This window comes from Lactobacillus sp. W8093, assembly GCF_016100925.1.
GTDB classification, from domain to species: domain Bacteria; phylum Bacillota; class Bacilli; order Lactobacillales; family Lactobacillaceae; genus Lactobacillus; species Lactobacillus helsingborgensis.
This window is the reverse complement of record NZ_JACFRL010000006.1, coordinates 40,028-55,413: the sequence shown is the minus strand read 5'-3', so window position 1 is coordinate 55,413 and position 15,386 is coordinate 40,028. Positions and strand designations below refer to the sequence as shown.

Genomic DNA, 15,386 nt, shown 5'->3' with positions numbered 1-15,386 from the left:
GTTCACAACTTAAAAATTAGCTTTGAAGTTCAAATTAACTGGTTTATCAAGAGTAATCTGAGTAACTTCATAAGTTAAAGTTTCAATGTATTCAACTAGGGGACGGCTAAGAAGCTGGTAATCAGCCTTACCGAGATCGCTCCCATCGCCAAAGTAATCTTTTATTTTGACAATCTGACTAATCATGCCACTAACTGCAAATTCTCCTGGTGCTGGTGCAACATCGAAAACAACGGTGACGTCAAAATAACTGCCATCTACACCAGCGTCAGTTGTACCATCTTCATTTTGCTTTTCGACTTTTTTAAGTCCAAAGTTCACCTGATCTTTGACTTCAGGTTCTTCATTAATGTCATAATGGAAATTTTTAACCAAAACAGGAGTTTCTTTTTCAAAATCCATCTTATTTTCCTCCTAAATTGCGTTCATAGCGTTCAGGGCGATTATAGCTGTCCTTCAACTTATCATTTTCATAATGATGAGAAGTTTCCAAATTAGGAAAACCTTGCTGCCGCAAAGCTTCAAGTAAAACAATTGCCACTGAATTAGCTAGATTATAGCAACGAATATTATTGGACATCGGGATGCGCAAATTGCGTTCATAATATTCTCGCATAAACGTTTCTGGTAAACCAGTAGTTTCTTTGCCAAATACAAAATAATAATTTTTTGCGGGATCAGTATAATCAACTTGTGCGTAATTCTTAGATGAAAACTTGGAAATAAGGTACATTTCATCATTGGGGCCAAGTTGATTTAAAAAAGCGTTAAGATCATCATGTAGCCGAACATCTACTTTATCCCAGTAGTCTAGTCCGGCCCGTTTCATCTTTTTATTATCAATTTGAAACCCTAGGGGCTCAATCAGGTCAAGAACAGTATTAGTTCCAGCACATGTTCGGGCAATATTACCTGTATTTGCAGGCATTAGTGGTTCATATAAAACTACGTGATTTGTCAATCTCTTTCTTCTCCTTAACCAAAAATTCACTAAAAGCCTAACTTATTTTTTAGACTTTTTTTCAGCTTGATCGCCGTTGACACTTTTGTCGTTATCAGAAATCACTGGTACAGTTTCTTCAACCTCATCTTCTCTAAAAACTTGTGAAACTTTACGATAGTAATTATACACACGTAAAATAATGATTTTTAAAATAGCATAAATTGGGATACCAAAGATGACGCCCCAAAGTCCCCAAACAGAACTTGAACCTATTAATAATAAAATAGTGGTTACCGGGTGCATCTCCATCTTGTTTCCCATTACCAAAGGACTAATAACCCTTGATTCAATGGTCTGTTCGATTGCAAAAACAACCAAAACTTTAATTACCATTGGTACAGAAAGCATGATAGCAATCACGATTACAGGTATAAAGGAAATAAAAGTACCAAAATATGGAATAAGGTTAAGAATACCGCTTAAAACTGCAAGGGCAATGCCGTACGGTAGGCCAATGATACTGTAACCAATGGCAAACATGACTCCGACCCAAAAGGCAACAGTAAGCTGTCCCCTAATATAAGATGCCAGTGCAGTATTAATATCGTAAAGAAGTTCACCGAAACTTTTTTGCCAGCGCTTTGGAGCAAATTGCATTAAGTATGGGCGCAAGTTATGAGCATCTTTTAACATAAAAAACAGAATAAAAGGTGCGGTAAGTAAAGTCATAACGATAATAGTCACAACACTAATTGCTGACGAAATGTTGCTTAACGCCGCATTGACTGCCTCATGACCTGACTTAAAGAGCATATCTTGTGCACGATTAATAGCATCGTTAATGTTGCCCTTCACACTATGTAGTTGTGGATTGCTTAGTGCATCTTGCACAGCGTTGGTCGCATCTTTCCAAATATGCGGCCAATGTACAATTAAAGAATTAATTTGACTTTGAACTATTGGTAGCAAAGTATTCACAATCCAAACCAATAAAATTGCCACTAGAATAAATAGTCCCAAGATTGTAATCAGTCTCGGCACCTTAAATTTCCGCTCTAAAATGTCTACCAGCGGGTTCATAATATAAAATTGAATTAAAGCCAGCATCAGTGGTGGTAAAATTGCACTCACGAAAACTTTTGCCGGGTTAAGAACAAATGAAATTTTGTTGAATAACCAAATTACAAGGAAGAACAACAAAATATTTAGTAAAGCAATACTAAATCTGTTATTTAAAAACCATTTTTGAAAGATGGTTCTCTTTTTATGTTTTTTCTCGTAGTCCATCAAATCATCCTAATCAAATGTGTTCATATACAATATCATCGCCAATTTTAAATTCAGGTATTGTCTGCTTATCCTCTATTGTGAAATATACGGCATTTGCTAAAGGATTTTTAGACTTTTTCTGATTAAAAAATAATGTGACATGACCCAAAGCGCGCATATCACTGGTAACCATGGCACCGACAAAATCGGCCACATAGGTTTGACCATCAATTGTAATTGTGTCGCCTTTTTTCATAATAAAACTAGCTAAAGGGGTTTGAGGATCGAATTTTTGAATAACGGAAACGTCTACCAGTTCTGGAGTAACATTTTCGCCAAATAAAATCACCATATTACCCTTAGGTTCAATAGCTTGTTTACCAATTTTTGTAATAGTTGCTGTCCACTTCATTTTTTGCTCTCCTTAAGCTCTAATTTTAGCATAACAAAAACCGCTTAACTAATATATAAGCGGTTTTCTTTGTGACTTCTTTATTTTTGATGGTATAAAAGCCATTTCTTTATTTCATCAATTATGACCAGCGGTACTGGTAAACAAAATAGGAATATCCAGTCAACAGGTAATAATCTAGTAGTATTAAATAACTGTTGCAATCCTGGAGTAACCGTTAATAAAAAGAATAAAAGAATTTCGAAAAGGATGCCAAACCAAATACTCTTATTACTAAACAAGCCTTTTTTGAAAAGTGAAACCTTGTTTGTTCTACAATTCAATACGTTGGCGATTTGCGTAAAAATGATTGCCCCTAATACCATAGTAGTAGCACGCATGTAAACTTGGCCGCTAGCGGCTAACGGATTTTGTGGCCACCCATTTTGAAAATTGACGAAGAAATAAGCTCCGACTGAAATCGCGCTGGAAATCAAACCATACCATAAAAATGCCTTGATAATGACGCTTCTATTAAGCAAGTGTTCGTTGCGCTGCCGCGGTGCTTGTTTCATAACATCAGGATCAACTGCTTCTTCGCCTAATCCCAATGCTGGAAGCATATCCGTTCCTAAATCGACTGTTAGAATCTGCATAACAGTCATTGGCAGTGGTATTGCGCCTCCTGAAAACAGGAACAAGATTGAAGGAAAGGCCTCAGGTACGTTTGAAGTTAAAATATAGGTCAAAAATTTGCGAATATTACTATAAACAGCTCTACCTTCTTCGATTGCGGCTACAATTGAAGCAAAGTTATCATCTGTTAGGATAATATTGGCCGCATCTTTGGCAACATCAGTACCAGACAAACCCATTGCAATACCAATATCCGCTTGTTTTAATGCAGGAGCATCATTAACTCCGTCACCGGTAGACGCGACGATTTCGCCATTCTCCTGCAATGTTTTAACAACTTTGTATTTTTGTTCAGGAGCAACTCTGGCAAAAATAACTTCGCCTTTTAAAGCCTCACGTAAATCAGCATCGCTCATAGACTCTAGTTCGTCACCAGAAATAACCCGAGCTTTATCAGAAGTTAGACCAATCTGCACTGCAACAGATTTTGCAGTTAATTTCGAGTCGCCCGTAACCATAATAATTTTGATTTTTGCTTCGTGGCAACGTTTGACTGCATTGTATATCTCTGGACGTGGCGGGTCGCTCATAGTGGTAAGTCCAACAAACACTAAGTGCTGTTCAGCTGACTCGATGGTTAACTTAGTGACATCGGTATCTACTTTGTCAACAATTCTATAAGCCATCGCCATACTTCTTAAACCTTTAGCAGCATATTCAGCATTATATTGTTGAGCACGTTTCTTATCATCAGGTGTCATTTCCCGAATTTTACCGTCAACCTGAACTTGATCACATTGTTTGATCACATCACTGAATGAGCCTTTAGTAAAAATAATATATTGGTGATCATTCCAGCGATGAATAGTAGACATCCGCTTTCTGTTAGAATCAAACGGTAATTCACGTAAACGGGGGTATTTGACCAAAACCTTTTGCCGATCAAAGCCGGCTTTTTCAGCCATAATAATTAAAGAAGCCTCGGTAGGCGTTCCCAAAATCTTTGGTTTTCCGCCCCTTACTTTACTTGGCTGAACAGCAGTATCATTATCTAAAGATGCAATTTGTACCAGTTTATGTAAATCTGGGTTTTCTTCGTACCAAAGCTGTTTATCGTTTAGTTCAATTTGCCCGTTATTCACATAACCATTACCAGTAACTCTATACTCATTTTTAAGAGTCCACAAATAGTGGATAGTCATTTGGTTTTGAGTTAAAGTTCCAGTTTTATCAGAACAAATAACCGTAGTTTCTCCCAGAGTTTCAACAGAGTTTAATTCCTTAACTATGGCATGCTTTTTAGCCATGCGCTTAACCCCTTGAGCCAAACTTAAAGTAACAGTTGGCAATAATCCTTCTGGGATAAACGCAACAATCATCCCTAAAGCAAAAATAAATGCTTTAGCAAACGGATACTTAACAAAGAAAATGGCAGCGATCAAAAAGACGATACCAATCGAAACAGCAATCAAGGATAACTGCTTAGTTAAGCGGTTGAGTTCCTGAGTCAAAGGACTATCTACCTTATTCTGCTTTTGTGTTAACTGGGCAATTTTACCAAATTCAGTATTCATTCCCGTGGCAAAAGCAATTGCACGTGCTGTCCCAGACCCAACAGTTGTGCCGGAGTAGACCAAGTCGGTCTCCGCATAGCTGCCTTCTCCAGGAGCATAATCCGTTGTCTTAGATTCTGGAACAGATTCACCGTTTAAAGCACTTTGATCTACTTGCATGGAATTAGCAGTGATTAGTCTGGCATCAGCTGGAATAGCATTACCAGCTTGTAGAATGAAAACATCGCCCGGAACTAATTCCTTAGCATCAATCTGTATTTTTTTGCCATCACGTATGGCCTGAACATAGGTCGGTAACATGTTATTCAGAGCATCTGTGGCTCTCTTAGCTGCTCGCTCCTGCCAGAAACTAAAGAGACCGTTAATAATATTAACCAGCCAGATTGCAATTCCCAGCTCTATTGTTCCGCTAAACATAGCAACTAAACCAGAAATCCATAATAAAATTGCCATCATACTGATGAAATTTTTAAAAAATGCTTTCCATTCTGATTCTTCTTGCGACTTTTTAATTTCGTTACGACCGTATTTTTCTAATCTTGCGGTTGCTTCTGCAGAAGTCAGACCTGCAGAAGATGAGTGAAGATTAGTATAAACTTCAGAAATATCATTCTTGGCATAAAGCTCCCGAATTTTATTTTCATCCATTTTCAACATACCTCTTAAATTCATATTTTTTGTTTATAGTAACTAATATAACTGACAACATACTTTAACACTTTTTATATATGTTGAGCTGTTCAAAATTTTTACAATTGCATGTCATGCTATACTAATTATTGAAACAATTATAAATTAAATTGGAGGCTTTTCAAACATGAAATTATTAATTGGCGGGTATACCAAGAAAAAGGCCACAGGAATCTATGAATTGCCGCTTAAAAAAGCAGACGGCCTGGAAATGCAAATGGGGCCTGCTAAAGAAGTAATTAAGGTTGGTGGACCAACTTATTTCGTACAAGATGACAAATTCATCTTTACTATTAACAATGCTGGGGATAAAGGCGGCATTAGTTCATTTGAATTAGTCAATGGTCAATATACGGAAAAAGATTCATACTTGACCCCTGGTTCATCACCAGCTTATATCGGGATCAACAGAAACAAAAAACTGCTTTATACAGCAAATTATCACACTGCTGTTCTGGCTGTCTTTTCTTACGATCAAGATGGTAGTTTGACCTATTTAGATTCAGTAACCCACACAGCTGACACACTTGGTCCTTGTCCAGAACAAGCAGATGGCCCCCACCCGCACTTTTTTGACGAAACCCCTCAAGGCAACTTAGTGAGTTGTGATTTAGGCAATGACTGTGTTGATTTTTATAGTTTCAATAACAACAAACTAAAACACTTGGCTAAATATCAAAATGAGCCTGGATTTGGCACCCGTCATATCGTTTTTAGTCCTGATGGTGGTTACTTTTACGTTGTGGGTGAGCTTTCAAGCAAGATCAATTTGGTAGCAATTGATGAAACTAACTGGCATTTTAAAAATATTGCCACCTATTCAACAATCCCCGATGATTTTTCAGATCATAACGGTTCAGCAGCAATTAAAATTAGCCGAGATGGCAAATTTATTTATACTTCAAATCGGGGTCACGATACTATTACGGTTTTCGCCGTTAATGCTGATCACACCTTACAATTACGGCAAAGGATTTCAACCTTTGGAGAATTTCCGCGTGACTTTAACTGGGATGAGAGCGAGAAATACGTGGTAGCTACTAATCAAAATACTGATAATGCTACTTTATATACTCGTGACGCTGAAAATGGCTGTCTTACTCCTATCCAAAAAAATATTTTTGTCCCTGAGGGTACACGCGTACTTTTCAGTGAATAATTTAGGAAAACAAAAAGGTTGTCTCTATTTAGAGACAACCTTTTTTATTATCATTTTTTAAAGCTCTGCCACAATTTCATCATATCCGATGCATCTGCGATCGCAATTTGTACTTTTTTGGCAGGATTAAAAGGATCTGGGAATTCCAAATAAAAACAGCTTAGTGCCTGCCGGCTAAAATCATCTTCTATACCGTAAAAGGGATCGCCAAAAAGAGGATGACCAATATATTGCATGTGTAAACGAATCTGATGCGTCCGCCCGGTAAATAACCGTAATTCAACTAAACTGGCACCAGGTCGTTGTGCAATAACCTGATAAGCGGTTTTGGCTCTCTTACCTTCAGGGTCAATACAGCGCACTATTGCAGTTCCCTTCCGCCCAATTGGCTGATCAATTATGCCAGCCAGTTCATTTTGAGTAAAATTACCGTGAACTATTGCATGATATTTTTTGACAAAGTCTGTTTTAGGAATTTGACTAAAACGTGCATGGGCAATAGCATTTTTACCAATTAGAACTAAACCTGACGTATCGCGATCAAGGCGAGTAACAACATGCGGTTTGACACCACGCTCATTTTTTTGAGCAAAATAGCCTAAAACCTGATTAACAACTGCATTATCATCATAGCGTGAGGGTATGGATAAAATACCAGCCGGTTTATTAACCACTAAATAATTATCAGTTTCTTTAATAATATCCACTGGTTTTTGTGAAGGGACCAGCCAGGGATTATCCCTTTCTTTACCTGGCACGAAAATAACTTCATCACCGGTATGTAAAAGATAATTTGTATATCTTCTTTTGTGATTGACCAGCAATAAACCGCCAGCATTTTTGGCATTATTGACAGCTCTTTTTGAAAAACCATTTTTCAATAAAAAAGCCCCTAATTTTTTGGGGGCTTTATCTTGTACCAAAACTTTAAATACTGTCATCTTCATCTCCAATAAAGGCACTCTGAACCCGTGACCAAAAATGAGTATGTCCAAAACGATCGAAATGTATTTCTTTGCTAGAAATACGATAATCAATTCTCTTAGCATTACGGACATTGATGCGGCGCCCGTCTACAGTCATGACAAAATGATCAGCCTTGGGCACTACTGTAATCCACTGCTCTGGCGCAAGTACAATGGGTGAAGATAGTGTTCTAAAAATACGATTATTGATAGAAGCTATTTCAGCCATTTGCAGCGCTTTTAACCGAGGATGGATCACCGCCCCGCCAATTGACTTGTTATAGCCGGTTGACCCGGTCGGCGTAGAAATACATAGACCATCACCGCGAAAATTTTCGAACAGCTGGTTATCTATATAAACCTTGGCTTCAAGTGTATGGGATATCCGTTTGACTGCAGATTCATTTAACGCCAAAAAGTGCTTTTTTTCGCCAGCTTCAGTCAGTAATTTTACATCAAGCAATGGATAAGCGGCCGATTCTGGTTCTCGTAAAAACAGTGCATCCACCATCTTATCAACATCAGGGCCTTGCCAGTCAGTATAAAAACCAAGATGACCAGTATGAATGCCAATAAAACGAATTGAGCTTATTTGATTTTCATAACGATGAAAAGCATTAATTAGGGTTCCATCACCGCCAACAGTAATAACCACATCAGGGTATTTGGCATCAAAAACTACCCCTTTTTTCGTTTCTAATAATTTCCGCAAATGCGCTACCACTTTTAAAGTTTCTTGATTAGTGTTATGGGCAATTGTAATTCTCATTATTTTTCCTTACCCTTGTTTTTGGTAAAAACCTTCTGAGCCTCTTGCACTTCATCTTTAATTAAAGACATTTCTTCATCAAGTTTATAGGCTGTTTCTGCAGTGGATTTTAGCCTTTGGGAAATATCTTTGGGGTAAGAGCCTTGGTACTTATAATTTAAAGTATGCTCAACAGTTGCCCAAAAATTCATTGCCAAAGTTCTAATTTGTATTTCTGCCAACAATTTTTTTGATCCAGTAGGTAAATAGACAGTATATGAAATCACCATATGATAAGAACGATAACCGGAAGGCTTAGCATTTTGAACATAATCTCGTTCTTCAATCACTTCCATATCATCCCGCTCATGGATTAAGTCTACTACTTTATATATATCATCTACAAATTGACAAACTATTCGTATCCCTGCTATATCCTGCATGTCAGTCTCAATCACATCCGGACTGATAACACGCCTTTGCATTTTTTCTTTAATTGAATCAACAGTTTTAACTCTGCCGACCACAAATTCGATCGGTGAATGTTCACCTTGAGTCAAAAAACTTTGTCTCAAAGAACGAAACTTCACCTTTAATTCTCGCACGGCCTCATCATAAGGCCATAAAAAATTATCCCAATCAAAATTCATAGAAATAATTCCTTTCTCAACAGCATATCCATTTTAACATAAAATATATGATAGCAATTTCATAGGATTACCTTGTTTAAGCATTCTTGCCCTTTTTGAGCTATACACAACTCCAAAAACTTCTTTAGCCATAGGATTTATTCCTTGCACAATCAACCTTTTAAGATTATGATAAATTTATTAATTTTAGCAAATATGTACTCTTATAGCATTTCTATCAGAAATCGTATTAGAATAGTAATTTGCGGAATACCTACTCGATTTATTTATTTTTTTCAGAGTTAAATTTTGAATTTTCGTAGTGAAGTGTACAAAATACTTTATAGACACTTTTTATATTTATAAAAAGAATGGAGTAGTACTAATGGCAGAAAATACCGAGATAGAAGCAAAAATACTTTTACCACAAGAAATTTTCCAAAAGCTGTGTAGTGATTTTACAGTAAAAGAAAGTTTTAACCAAGAAAATTATTACTTCGATACCAGCAATAGATTACTCAAAAAAAGTAGAATCAGTTGCCGTATCCGTATTTTTTCTGATCGGGCTGAACAAACGCTCAAAGTGCCTCATCAAAATCCATTGCAAAATAAATTTCATGAGGCGATTGAAATAAATGATAATCTTTCGCTAAAAGAAGCCCAGGATTATGTCAAAAATGGTCTTAATAATCAGCACATTACCTTTAAATACAGCGCTGGTAAATATTTAAACCAGCACTTTGACCATAATCTGCAACTAAATTTGCAAACCTATAGTAAAACGCACCGCATACTTGCAAATGGTCCTGAAAATTGTGAGCTGACCTTTGATGACAGTACCTATCCCGACGGCTATGAAGATTTTGAACTTGAAATAGAAAATAATAACCCTCAAACAATTAGCGTGGTTTTGGATAAGCTAAAGAAAGAATATGGTTTTACTCAAACCAAAAGCAATACCAATCGAGCAAAAATTGCACGCGCTTACATTCATCGTGTTAAAATATGATAGAGAAGGTATGTTTTTTGTTCAAAGGATAGGTATTTGATAGAGTTGTACATAATAATCAGTTTTGGAGGAGCCTGATCATGTTTGAGATTTTTCTCTTTGTGAATCCTGTTGGCATTTATTGCTATAACACAGAGACATTAATTAAAGATGCAATTGATGAACTCAATATTAATTCTTCTTATCATTTTGTTCCCGTAATAAATGCTAAAGTTATTAAAGAAGACATCATTAGAAGAAAAAAAGCTGGTCAAAGAATTACTGATATACCGCAATATACCATTGCGTCTTTTCAGGCGCTACGTCATTATCATGCAATTAAACTTGAATACGGTAACAAAAAGGCACGCGCTTATTTAGTTGCCCTGCAAAGAGCAATGAGCGAAGACTTTAATAAATACTCTGAAGATTTGCCCAGACAAGTTGCTAGTGACCTTAACTTAAATTTTAATCGCATAAATGATCGCAGGATTGCCCACTATATTGACGATTCAATTTTCCAAGACAAAAAATTAGTTCGTAAATTTAATGTGAGAAATATTCCGACTACAATTATTTTCAATGAAAGTGGTAATTACAGCGGCATTATGCTGGAAGGAATATTAGCTCATGATAAACTGGTTAAGCTTTTTAAAAGTAACGGCTGTATCAATGAAGAAAAAAGCAATTACTATCCTATTAGACACTTACGTTTGATTTAAATACTTGGTGATATTATCACAAGTGTTAATAGCGCGAAAATTTTGAAAAACCCAAGGCGGCAAATCTTCAATGGTTTGCCGCTTTTTGTATAATTTTTCTGCTATTTGCAGGCCTTTTAAACTTTTTTGCGCAAGTTGTAATTGCAGGTACTCTTTTTGCTTTTGCGAGTTCACCTGATATTTTTGTAAATCTGGCTGAAAGTGCCATAAATTTCTTAATCCAACTGGATTTAAATTAAAAACTTGTATTTGATAATGAAGTTTATTCGTAATGGGTTCTAATAAGACGTTATATTTAAGGCGCAATATTTTTTGTTGCGGATTAATTTCTAAATAATAATCTTGCCATGCTTGATTATTGCGAAAAAAAATAAGTTGCGACTTTTTTAAATTTTGTTCTAAATAGTGCCTCTTACCTACAATCCAAATGTCTTTCACCCCTAAATGCCGGTAAAGCAAGTGGCGGTGACGAAATTCTGATTTATTAAGAGGAGCACATTGAATTTCAAAAGCGAGTTTTGGGCTGGCCAAAATATCAGCACGCAATTGCCCATTTGCTAAACTAGCTTCCATTTGTGCATCAAAATGCGTTTTTCTAAGAGCTGTATAAAGCAGTTCTTTACTTAGAGCATGTTCTTTATTTTCCCCAGACATATTAATCACTTGAGCAAGATGCTTAAAATATGACCCCTCTTTTTTGTTTACCAATTGCACTTCTCTTTGACAATGCGGGCAAAAATATTTTTGACTTAAATTTTTATTTTGCTGCTTTTGCGCTTCATCAACAGCTAATACTAAGACATTATTCAACAAAGCTGCGTACATTTTTATCACCTAAAAATAAGTACGCAAAAAAGGCAAGAATTAATTCTTGCCCTTCTATCTAATTAAAAATATTTTCTATTTAATTTTGCTAAAATAATGGCGCAAGCAACCTAAAGCATCATGTGCAATTATCCGCTTGCCATTGATACGTACGCGAGCCATTTCATTTGCTTTAACCTTAATACCATATTCATTTGCAATCGCCCATGCGTCGGCAGGTTTGATTTCTGCATAATCAGTATCAGTAAATGTCAGTTCAAGGTAAAATTTTCCTCGTTCAAAGTAAAGACTGGATTCTAAATCAGCAGCTAACAGACTATCAGCCAGTTCCACTACTTGATTAAGATCGTTGAAACAATATCCCTGTTTCTTCTGTAACTTCCAAAATTCCTTCTTACCCTTAGGAGTAGAAGAAGTATCTTCTTCACTATTTCCTTCGTCTTCATTTTCCAGATCAAGAAAAGATCTCCGTGAATCTTGATTGTTCTTCCCATTATTAGCGGTATCATTATCAAATAATTGGGCTAAATTATTCCGATCTTTATCTGTTACTTTGGTGATAAGTAAATCAAGTCCACCGTTATTAGGCATTACTTGAAAAGTAACCGGCGCATCCTGACTAAATGAGTGATCAGTATCTATTTCGTCCAAAATCGAATAAAAGAAATGTTGAATTTTATTTTTATCGCCCAGTAAATCTAAAACTTTAAGTCCACGATTAGCCAGTTCTTTTTTACCTATTCTCACGCGAATTGTGTTGTCGTTAATATGATCTACTTGCATGAGTTCTCACCTCCATCAGGTTCTTTGTTCTATTGTAGCGTACTTTCCCAATAAAATAAAAGCGTTAGTTTAAAAACTAACGCTTTTATTTTAAACTTTCATGAATTTTATAGATCTGCAATTTTTTGCATTTCTTCAAGTTCAAGACGACGGACTTTTCTAGGTAAAAAGCGTCTGATCTCGTCTTCGTTATAGCCAACTTGAAGTCGACGGTCATCCATAATTATTGGACGTCTTAAAAGACTTGGATTCTTTTCAACCAAGTCAAGTAGTTGATCGATTGACAAGTCATCAAGATTTACTTTTAATTGTTGAAATGCTCTTGAACGCGTAGAAATAATTTCTTCAGTACCATTTTCGGTCATACGTAAAATTTGTAAAAGCTCTTCTTTAGTTAAAGGCTCAGAAAAAATATTTCTTTCCTTAAAAGGAATGTCATGTTTTTTTAGCCAAGCCTTTGCTTTACGGCATGATGTACAGCTCGGAGATATATATAAATTGACCATATATTTCACGCTCCTTCAGAATTAGTCTTCTAAATTATTATAGCATACTACTTCTTTTTTGTAAGTAGATTTTCCATAACTAACTATAATTTTATGGTAATTTTTAAAAGTGAATATTCTATGACTTTTTTACCAAGAAAGATTAAAGAAATTAAAAAAGGACACATTAAATTTTTATGAATGTATCCTTTTTTTAATCAATATTTATTTGTCCACTTTTTTCATTAAGTCACTAACTAACTGCTCATTTTCTTCAGCAGTTTCTGAAACGTAACAAGCTTTATTAGCTAATTCCTTAATATCATTAGTGTTCAACTTCTTCATTAAACTTCTAATGCGCAAAATTGAAGTAGCACTCATTGAATATTCGTCTAATCCCATTGAAAGCAGGATTGGGAACATTGTACTGTCTCCAGCTGCTTCACCACACATGCCACACCAAATGCCATTTTCATGAGCTGCATCAATTGTGTGCTTAATTAAGCGTAAAACTGATGGGTTGGCTGGTTGGTAAAGATAAGAAACATTATCATTGCCACGGTCGGCAGCCATTGTGTATTGGATCAAGTCATTAGTACCGATTGAGAAGAAATCAACTTCTTTAACAAGTTGATCAGCTAAAACAGCAGCGGCAGGAACTTCAATCATCATTCCAACTTCTAAGTCAGAACCCATTTTAACGCCTTTAGCTGCTAATTTTTCTTGCTCCTCTGCCAAAATTGCTTTAGCCTTGCGTAATTCGCCTAAAGTACCAATCATTGGGAACATAATTCCCAACTTACCATAAGTTGATGCGCGCAAAAGAGCTCTTAGTTGTGTACGGAAGATTTCTTCATTTTGAAGTGAAAGTCTGATAGCACGCACACCCAAGAATGGGTTCATTTCTTCTGGCAAATCCCAGTAATCAAGATGCTTATCGCCACCAATATCCATGGTTCTGATAATAACTTGCTTACCGTGCATTCCTTCAATAACTTCCTTATAGGCTTCAAATTGTTCGTCTTCGGTCGGGAAGTCTTTTGAATCCATATACAAGAACTCAGTTCTGTATAATCCAACGGCTTCAGCACCATTATCGTTTACACCTTGCATATCATTTGGTGTACCAATATTAGCAGCAATTGTGAATTTCTTGCCATCAGCTGTGACAGAAGGTTCATTCTTTAATTTTTCCCATTCAGCCTTTTGCTTTAAGAAATCAGCACTCTTTTGCTTATAATCAGCGATTTGACTATCAGTTGGATCTACAATCACGTCACCATTAAGACCGTTAACTGCAACAGTCTCACCATTTTGAACATCTTTGGTAATAGAATCTGTACCGACAACTGCTGGCAATTCCAAAGAACGTGCCATAATTGCTGAGTGCGCAGTTCTACCACCAATATCAGTTACAAAGCCCTTAACGTATTTCTTATTTAATTGAGCTGTATCACTAGGGGTTAAATCATGAGCAACCACCACAACTTCATGGTCAATAGAAGCTGGATTTGGTAATTCTTTACCCAGTAAGTGAGCCATGATTCTCTTAGAAACATCGCGCACATCAGCTGCACGCTGCTGCATGTATTCGTTATCAGTCATGCCTTCAAAAATTGTAATGAATTTTTGCGCAGTTTCATCAAGAGCAGCTTCACTATTAACCTTCTGCTCCTTAATTTCATTTTCAATTGCACCCGTAAACTCAGGATCATTTAGAATCATTAAGTGAGCTTCAAAGACTTGAGCTTCATCTTCACCTAAACTCTTCTTCGCACTATCGCGAATTTTTTCAACTTCAGCAGTAGAAACTGAAATTGCTTCTTTATAACGAGCTAATTCACTATCAACATCACTAACTGTGGCTTTGGTGAATGAAAGATCTGGTTCAACCAAGAGATAAGCTGGTGCTACAGCAATACCATCACTTGCAGCAATTCCTTTTAATGTCTTGGTCATTATTCAGCCAAACCCTCTTTTTTCATTGTTTCAGAAATAGCATTGATTGCATCTTTTTCATCATCACCATCAGCACTGATAGTAACATCAGCATTCTTACCAACACCAAGTGACATAACACCCATGATTGACTTTAAGTTAACTGATTTACCATTGTATTCCAAGTTGATATCTGAACCAAACTTAGAAGCAGCTTGTACTAGCAATGTAGCTGGACGAGCATGAATACCTGTTTCTGCAACAACATGAAAATCGCGTTTTTCCATTATATATATCTCCTTTGAATTCAAAAAATCAAACCGGTAGTAAATACCTATTCGCCTACTTAGACTATCATTTTTTTGTGAATTAGACAACATAAATGTAACAGTTTACATCATTAAACTTCAGTCTTGGTTTGCGAATAAATTATTTTACCGCCCCTCAAAGCCTTTCCGGTTATATTTTGCCTTTTGCCAAAAGACCTTAATGCAGCTTGAAATTCAAAAGCATTTTGCGGGTCAACTTCATAATGATCAAGTTCCCCATTTGCCAACTGCTCTAAAATTTTTTGATAATCCATTTTACCACCGCTTTTTTTAAACCGATATCATTACAGCAATTTTTTTGATTTTGCCTAG

The 15,386-nt window shown here is 36.2% G+C and carries 17 protein-coding genes; 3 read left to right on the top strand and 14 right to left on the bottom strand.

Going from position 1 to position 15,386, the window contains the following annotated elements; all coding sequences use genetic code 11:
* Nucleotides 1-9: 9 nt before the first annotated feature.
* The 5 genes from H3T47_RS05305 to H3T47_RS05285 all read right to left on the bottom strand — a co-directional run bounded on the left by H3T47_RS05305 (nt 10) and on the right by H3T47_RS05285 (nt 5,461).
* The gene (locus H3T47_RS05305) at nt 10-402 is read right to left on the bottom strand and encodes a DUF1149 family protein (RefSeq protein ID WP_038521853.1); all 393 of its coding nucleotides are present in this window, start codon (nt 400-402) and stop codon (nt 10-12) included.
* 1 nt (nt 403) lies between these two features.
* Nucleotides 404-961 carry a tRNA (cytidine(34)-2'-O)-methyltransferase gene (locus tag H3T47_RS05300; RefSeq protein WP_038521850.1) on the bottom strand — a complete coding sequence of 186 codons (558 nt, stop codon included), beginning with the start codon at nt 959-961 and terminating at the stop codon, nt 404-406.
* A gap of 42 nt (nt 962-1,003) precedes the next feature.
* On the bottom strand, nt 1,004-2,230 hold the full coding sequence (locus H3T47_RS05295; protein WP_046326906.1) for an AI-2E family transporter: 1,227 nt from the start codon (nt 2,228-2,230) through the stop codon (nt 1,004-1,006).
* A 13-nt stretch (nt 2,231-2,243) separates the two neighbouring features.
* On the bottom strand, nt 2,244-2,624 hold the full coding sequence (locus tag H3T47_RS05290) for a PTS glucitol/sorbitol transporter subunit IIA (protein WP_038521847.1): 381 nt from the start codon (nt 2,622-2,624) through the stop codon (nt 2,244-2,246).
* Nucleotides 2,625-2,704: 80 nt separating this feature from the next.
* Nucleotides 2,705-5,461 carry a cation-transporting P-type ATPase gene (locus H3T47_RS05285; protein ID WP_038521844.1) on the bottom strand — a complete coding sequence of 919 codons (2,757 nt, stop codon included), beginning with the start codon at nt 5,459-5,461 and terminating at the stop codon, nt 2,705-2,707.
* Between the two features lie 169 nt (nt 5,462-5,630).
* Between H3T47_RS05285 and H3T47_RS05280 the strand changes: the two genes are divergently transcribed.
* Nucleotides 5,631-6,662, top strand: coding sequence for a lactonase family protein (locus H3T47_RS05280; protein ID WP_038521841.1), 1,032 nt, complete (start codon nt 5,631-5,633; stop codon nt 6,660-6,662).
* A gap of 50 nt (nt 6,663-6,712) precedes the next feature.
* On the opposite strand, the gene H3T47_RS05275 is transcribed toward H3T47_RS05280, so the two are convergent.
* From H3T47_RS05275 to H3T47_RS05265, 3 genes are read right to left on the bottom strand one after another with little or no spacing between them, the layout of a single operon-like run.
* Nucleotides 6,713-7,603: an RluA family pseudouridine synthase gene (locus tag H3T47_RS05275; protein WP_199282766.1), complete on the bottom strand. Its 891-nt coding sequence runs from the start codon at nt 7,601-7,603 to the stop codon at nt 6,713-6,715.
* Nucleotides 7,590-8,396 carry an NAD kinase gene (locus H3T47_RS05270; protein ID WP_038521835.1) on the bottom strand — a complete coding sequence of 269 codons (807 nt, stop codon included), beginning with the start codon at nt 8,394-8,396 and terminating at the stop codon, nt 7,590-7,592. Before H3T47_RS05270 ends, H3T47_RS05275 begins: the two co-directional genes overlap by 14 nt.
* On the bottom strand, nt 8,396-9,025 hold the full coding sequence (locus H3T47_RS05265; protein ID WP_038521832.1) for a GTP pyrophosphokinase family protein: 630 nt from the start codon (nt 9,023-9,025) through the stop codon (nt 8,396-8,398). Before H3T47_RS05265 ends, H3T47_RS05270 begins: the two co-directional genes overlap by 1 nt.
* 364 nt (nt 9,026-9,389) lie before the next feature.
* On the opposite strand from H3T47_RS05265, the gene H3T47_RS05260 reads away from it, so the two are divergent.
* Nucleotides 9,390-10,013 (top strand): CYTH domain-containing protein, encoded by a 624-nt coding sequence (locus H3T47_RS05260; protein WP_038521829.1) that lies wholly within the window; start codon nt 9,390-9,392, stop codon nt 10,011-10,013.
* Nucleotides 10,014-10,093: 80 nt separating this feature from the next.
* Nucleotides 10,094-10,714, top strand: a complete 621-nt coding sequence (locus H3T47_RS05255) for a DsbA family protein (RefSeq protein WP_038521826.1) — start codon at nt 10,094-10,096, stop codon at nt 10,712-10,714.
* Here H3T47_RS05255 and H3T47_RS05250 read toward each other — a convergent pair.
* The 6 genes from H3T47_RS05250 to H3T47_RS05225 form a co-directional block, all read right to left on the bottom strand.
* A complete protein-coding gene (locus H3T47_RS05250) occupies nt 10,700-11,539 on the bottom strand; it encodes a competence protein CoiA family protein (RefSeq protein ID WP_038521823.1) in 840 nt (279 codons plus the stop codon). The genes H3T47_RS05255 and H3T47_RS05250 overlap by 15 nt on opposite strands.
* Before the next feature lie 75 nt (nt 11,540-11,614).
* The gene (locus H3T47_RS05245; protein WP_038521820.1) at nt 11,615-12,322 is read right to left on the bottom strand and encodes an adaptor protein MecA; all 708 of its coding nucleotides are present in this window, start codon (nt 12,320-12,322) and stop codon (nt 11,615-11,617) included.
* 107 nt (nt 12,323-12,429) lie between these two features.
* Nucleotides 12,430-12,828 carry a transcriptional regulator SpxA gene (gene spxA, locus H3T47_RS05240; RefSeq protein ID WP_038521818.1) on the bottom strand — a complete coding sequence of 133 codons (399 nt, stop codon included), beginning with the start codon at nt 12,826-12,828 and terminating at the stop codon, nt 12,430-12,432.
* 204 nt (nt 12,829-13,032) lie between these two features.
* The gene (ptsP, locus tag H3T47_RS05235) at nt 13,033-14,766 is read right to left on the bottom strand and encodes a phosphoenolpyruvate--protein phosphotransferase (RefSeq protein ID WP_199282765.1); all 1,734 of its coding nucleotides are present in this window, start codon (nt 14,764-14,766) and stop codon (nt 13,033-13,035) included.
* Entirely contained in the window at nt 14,766-15,032 is a 267-nt protein-coding gene (locus tag H3T47_RS05230; RefSeq protein WP_034977366.1) for a phosphocarrier protein HPr, read from the bottom strand. The genes ptsP and H3T47_RS05230 overlap by 1 nt, the downstream gene beginning before the upstream one ends.
* 113 nt (nt 15,033-15,145) lie before the next feature.
* Nucleotides 15,146-15,328 carry a hypothetical protein gene (locus H3T47_RS05225; protein ID WP_038521808.1) on the bottom strand — a complete coding sequence of 61 codons (183 nt, stop codon included), beginning with the start codon at nt 15,326-15,328 and terminating at the stop codon, nt 15,146-15,148.
* Nucleotides 15,329-15,386: the final 58 nt, after the last annotated feature.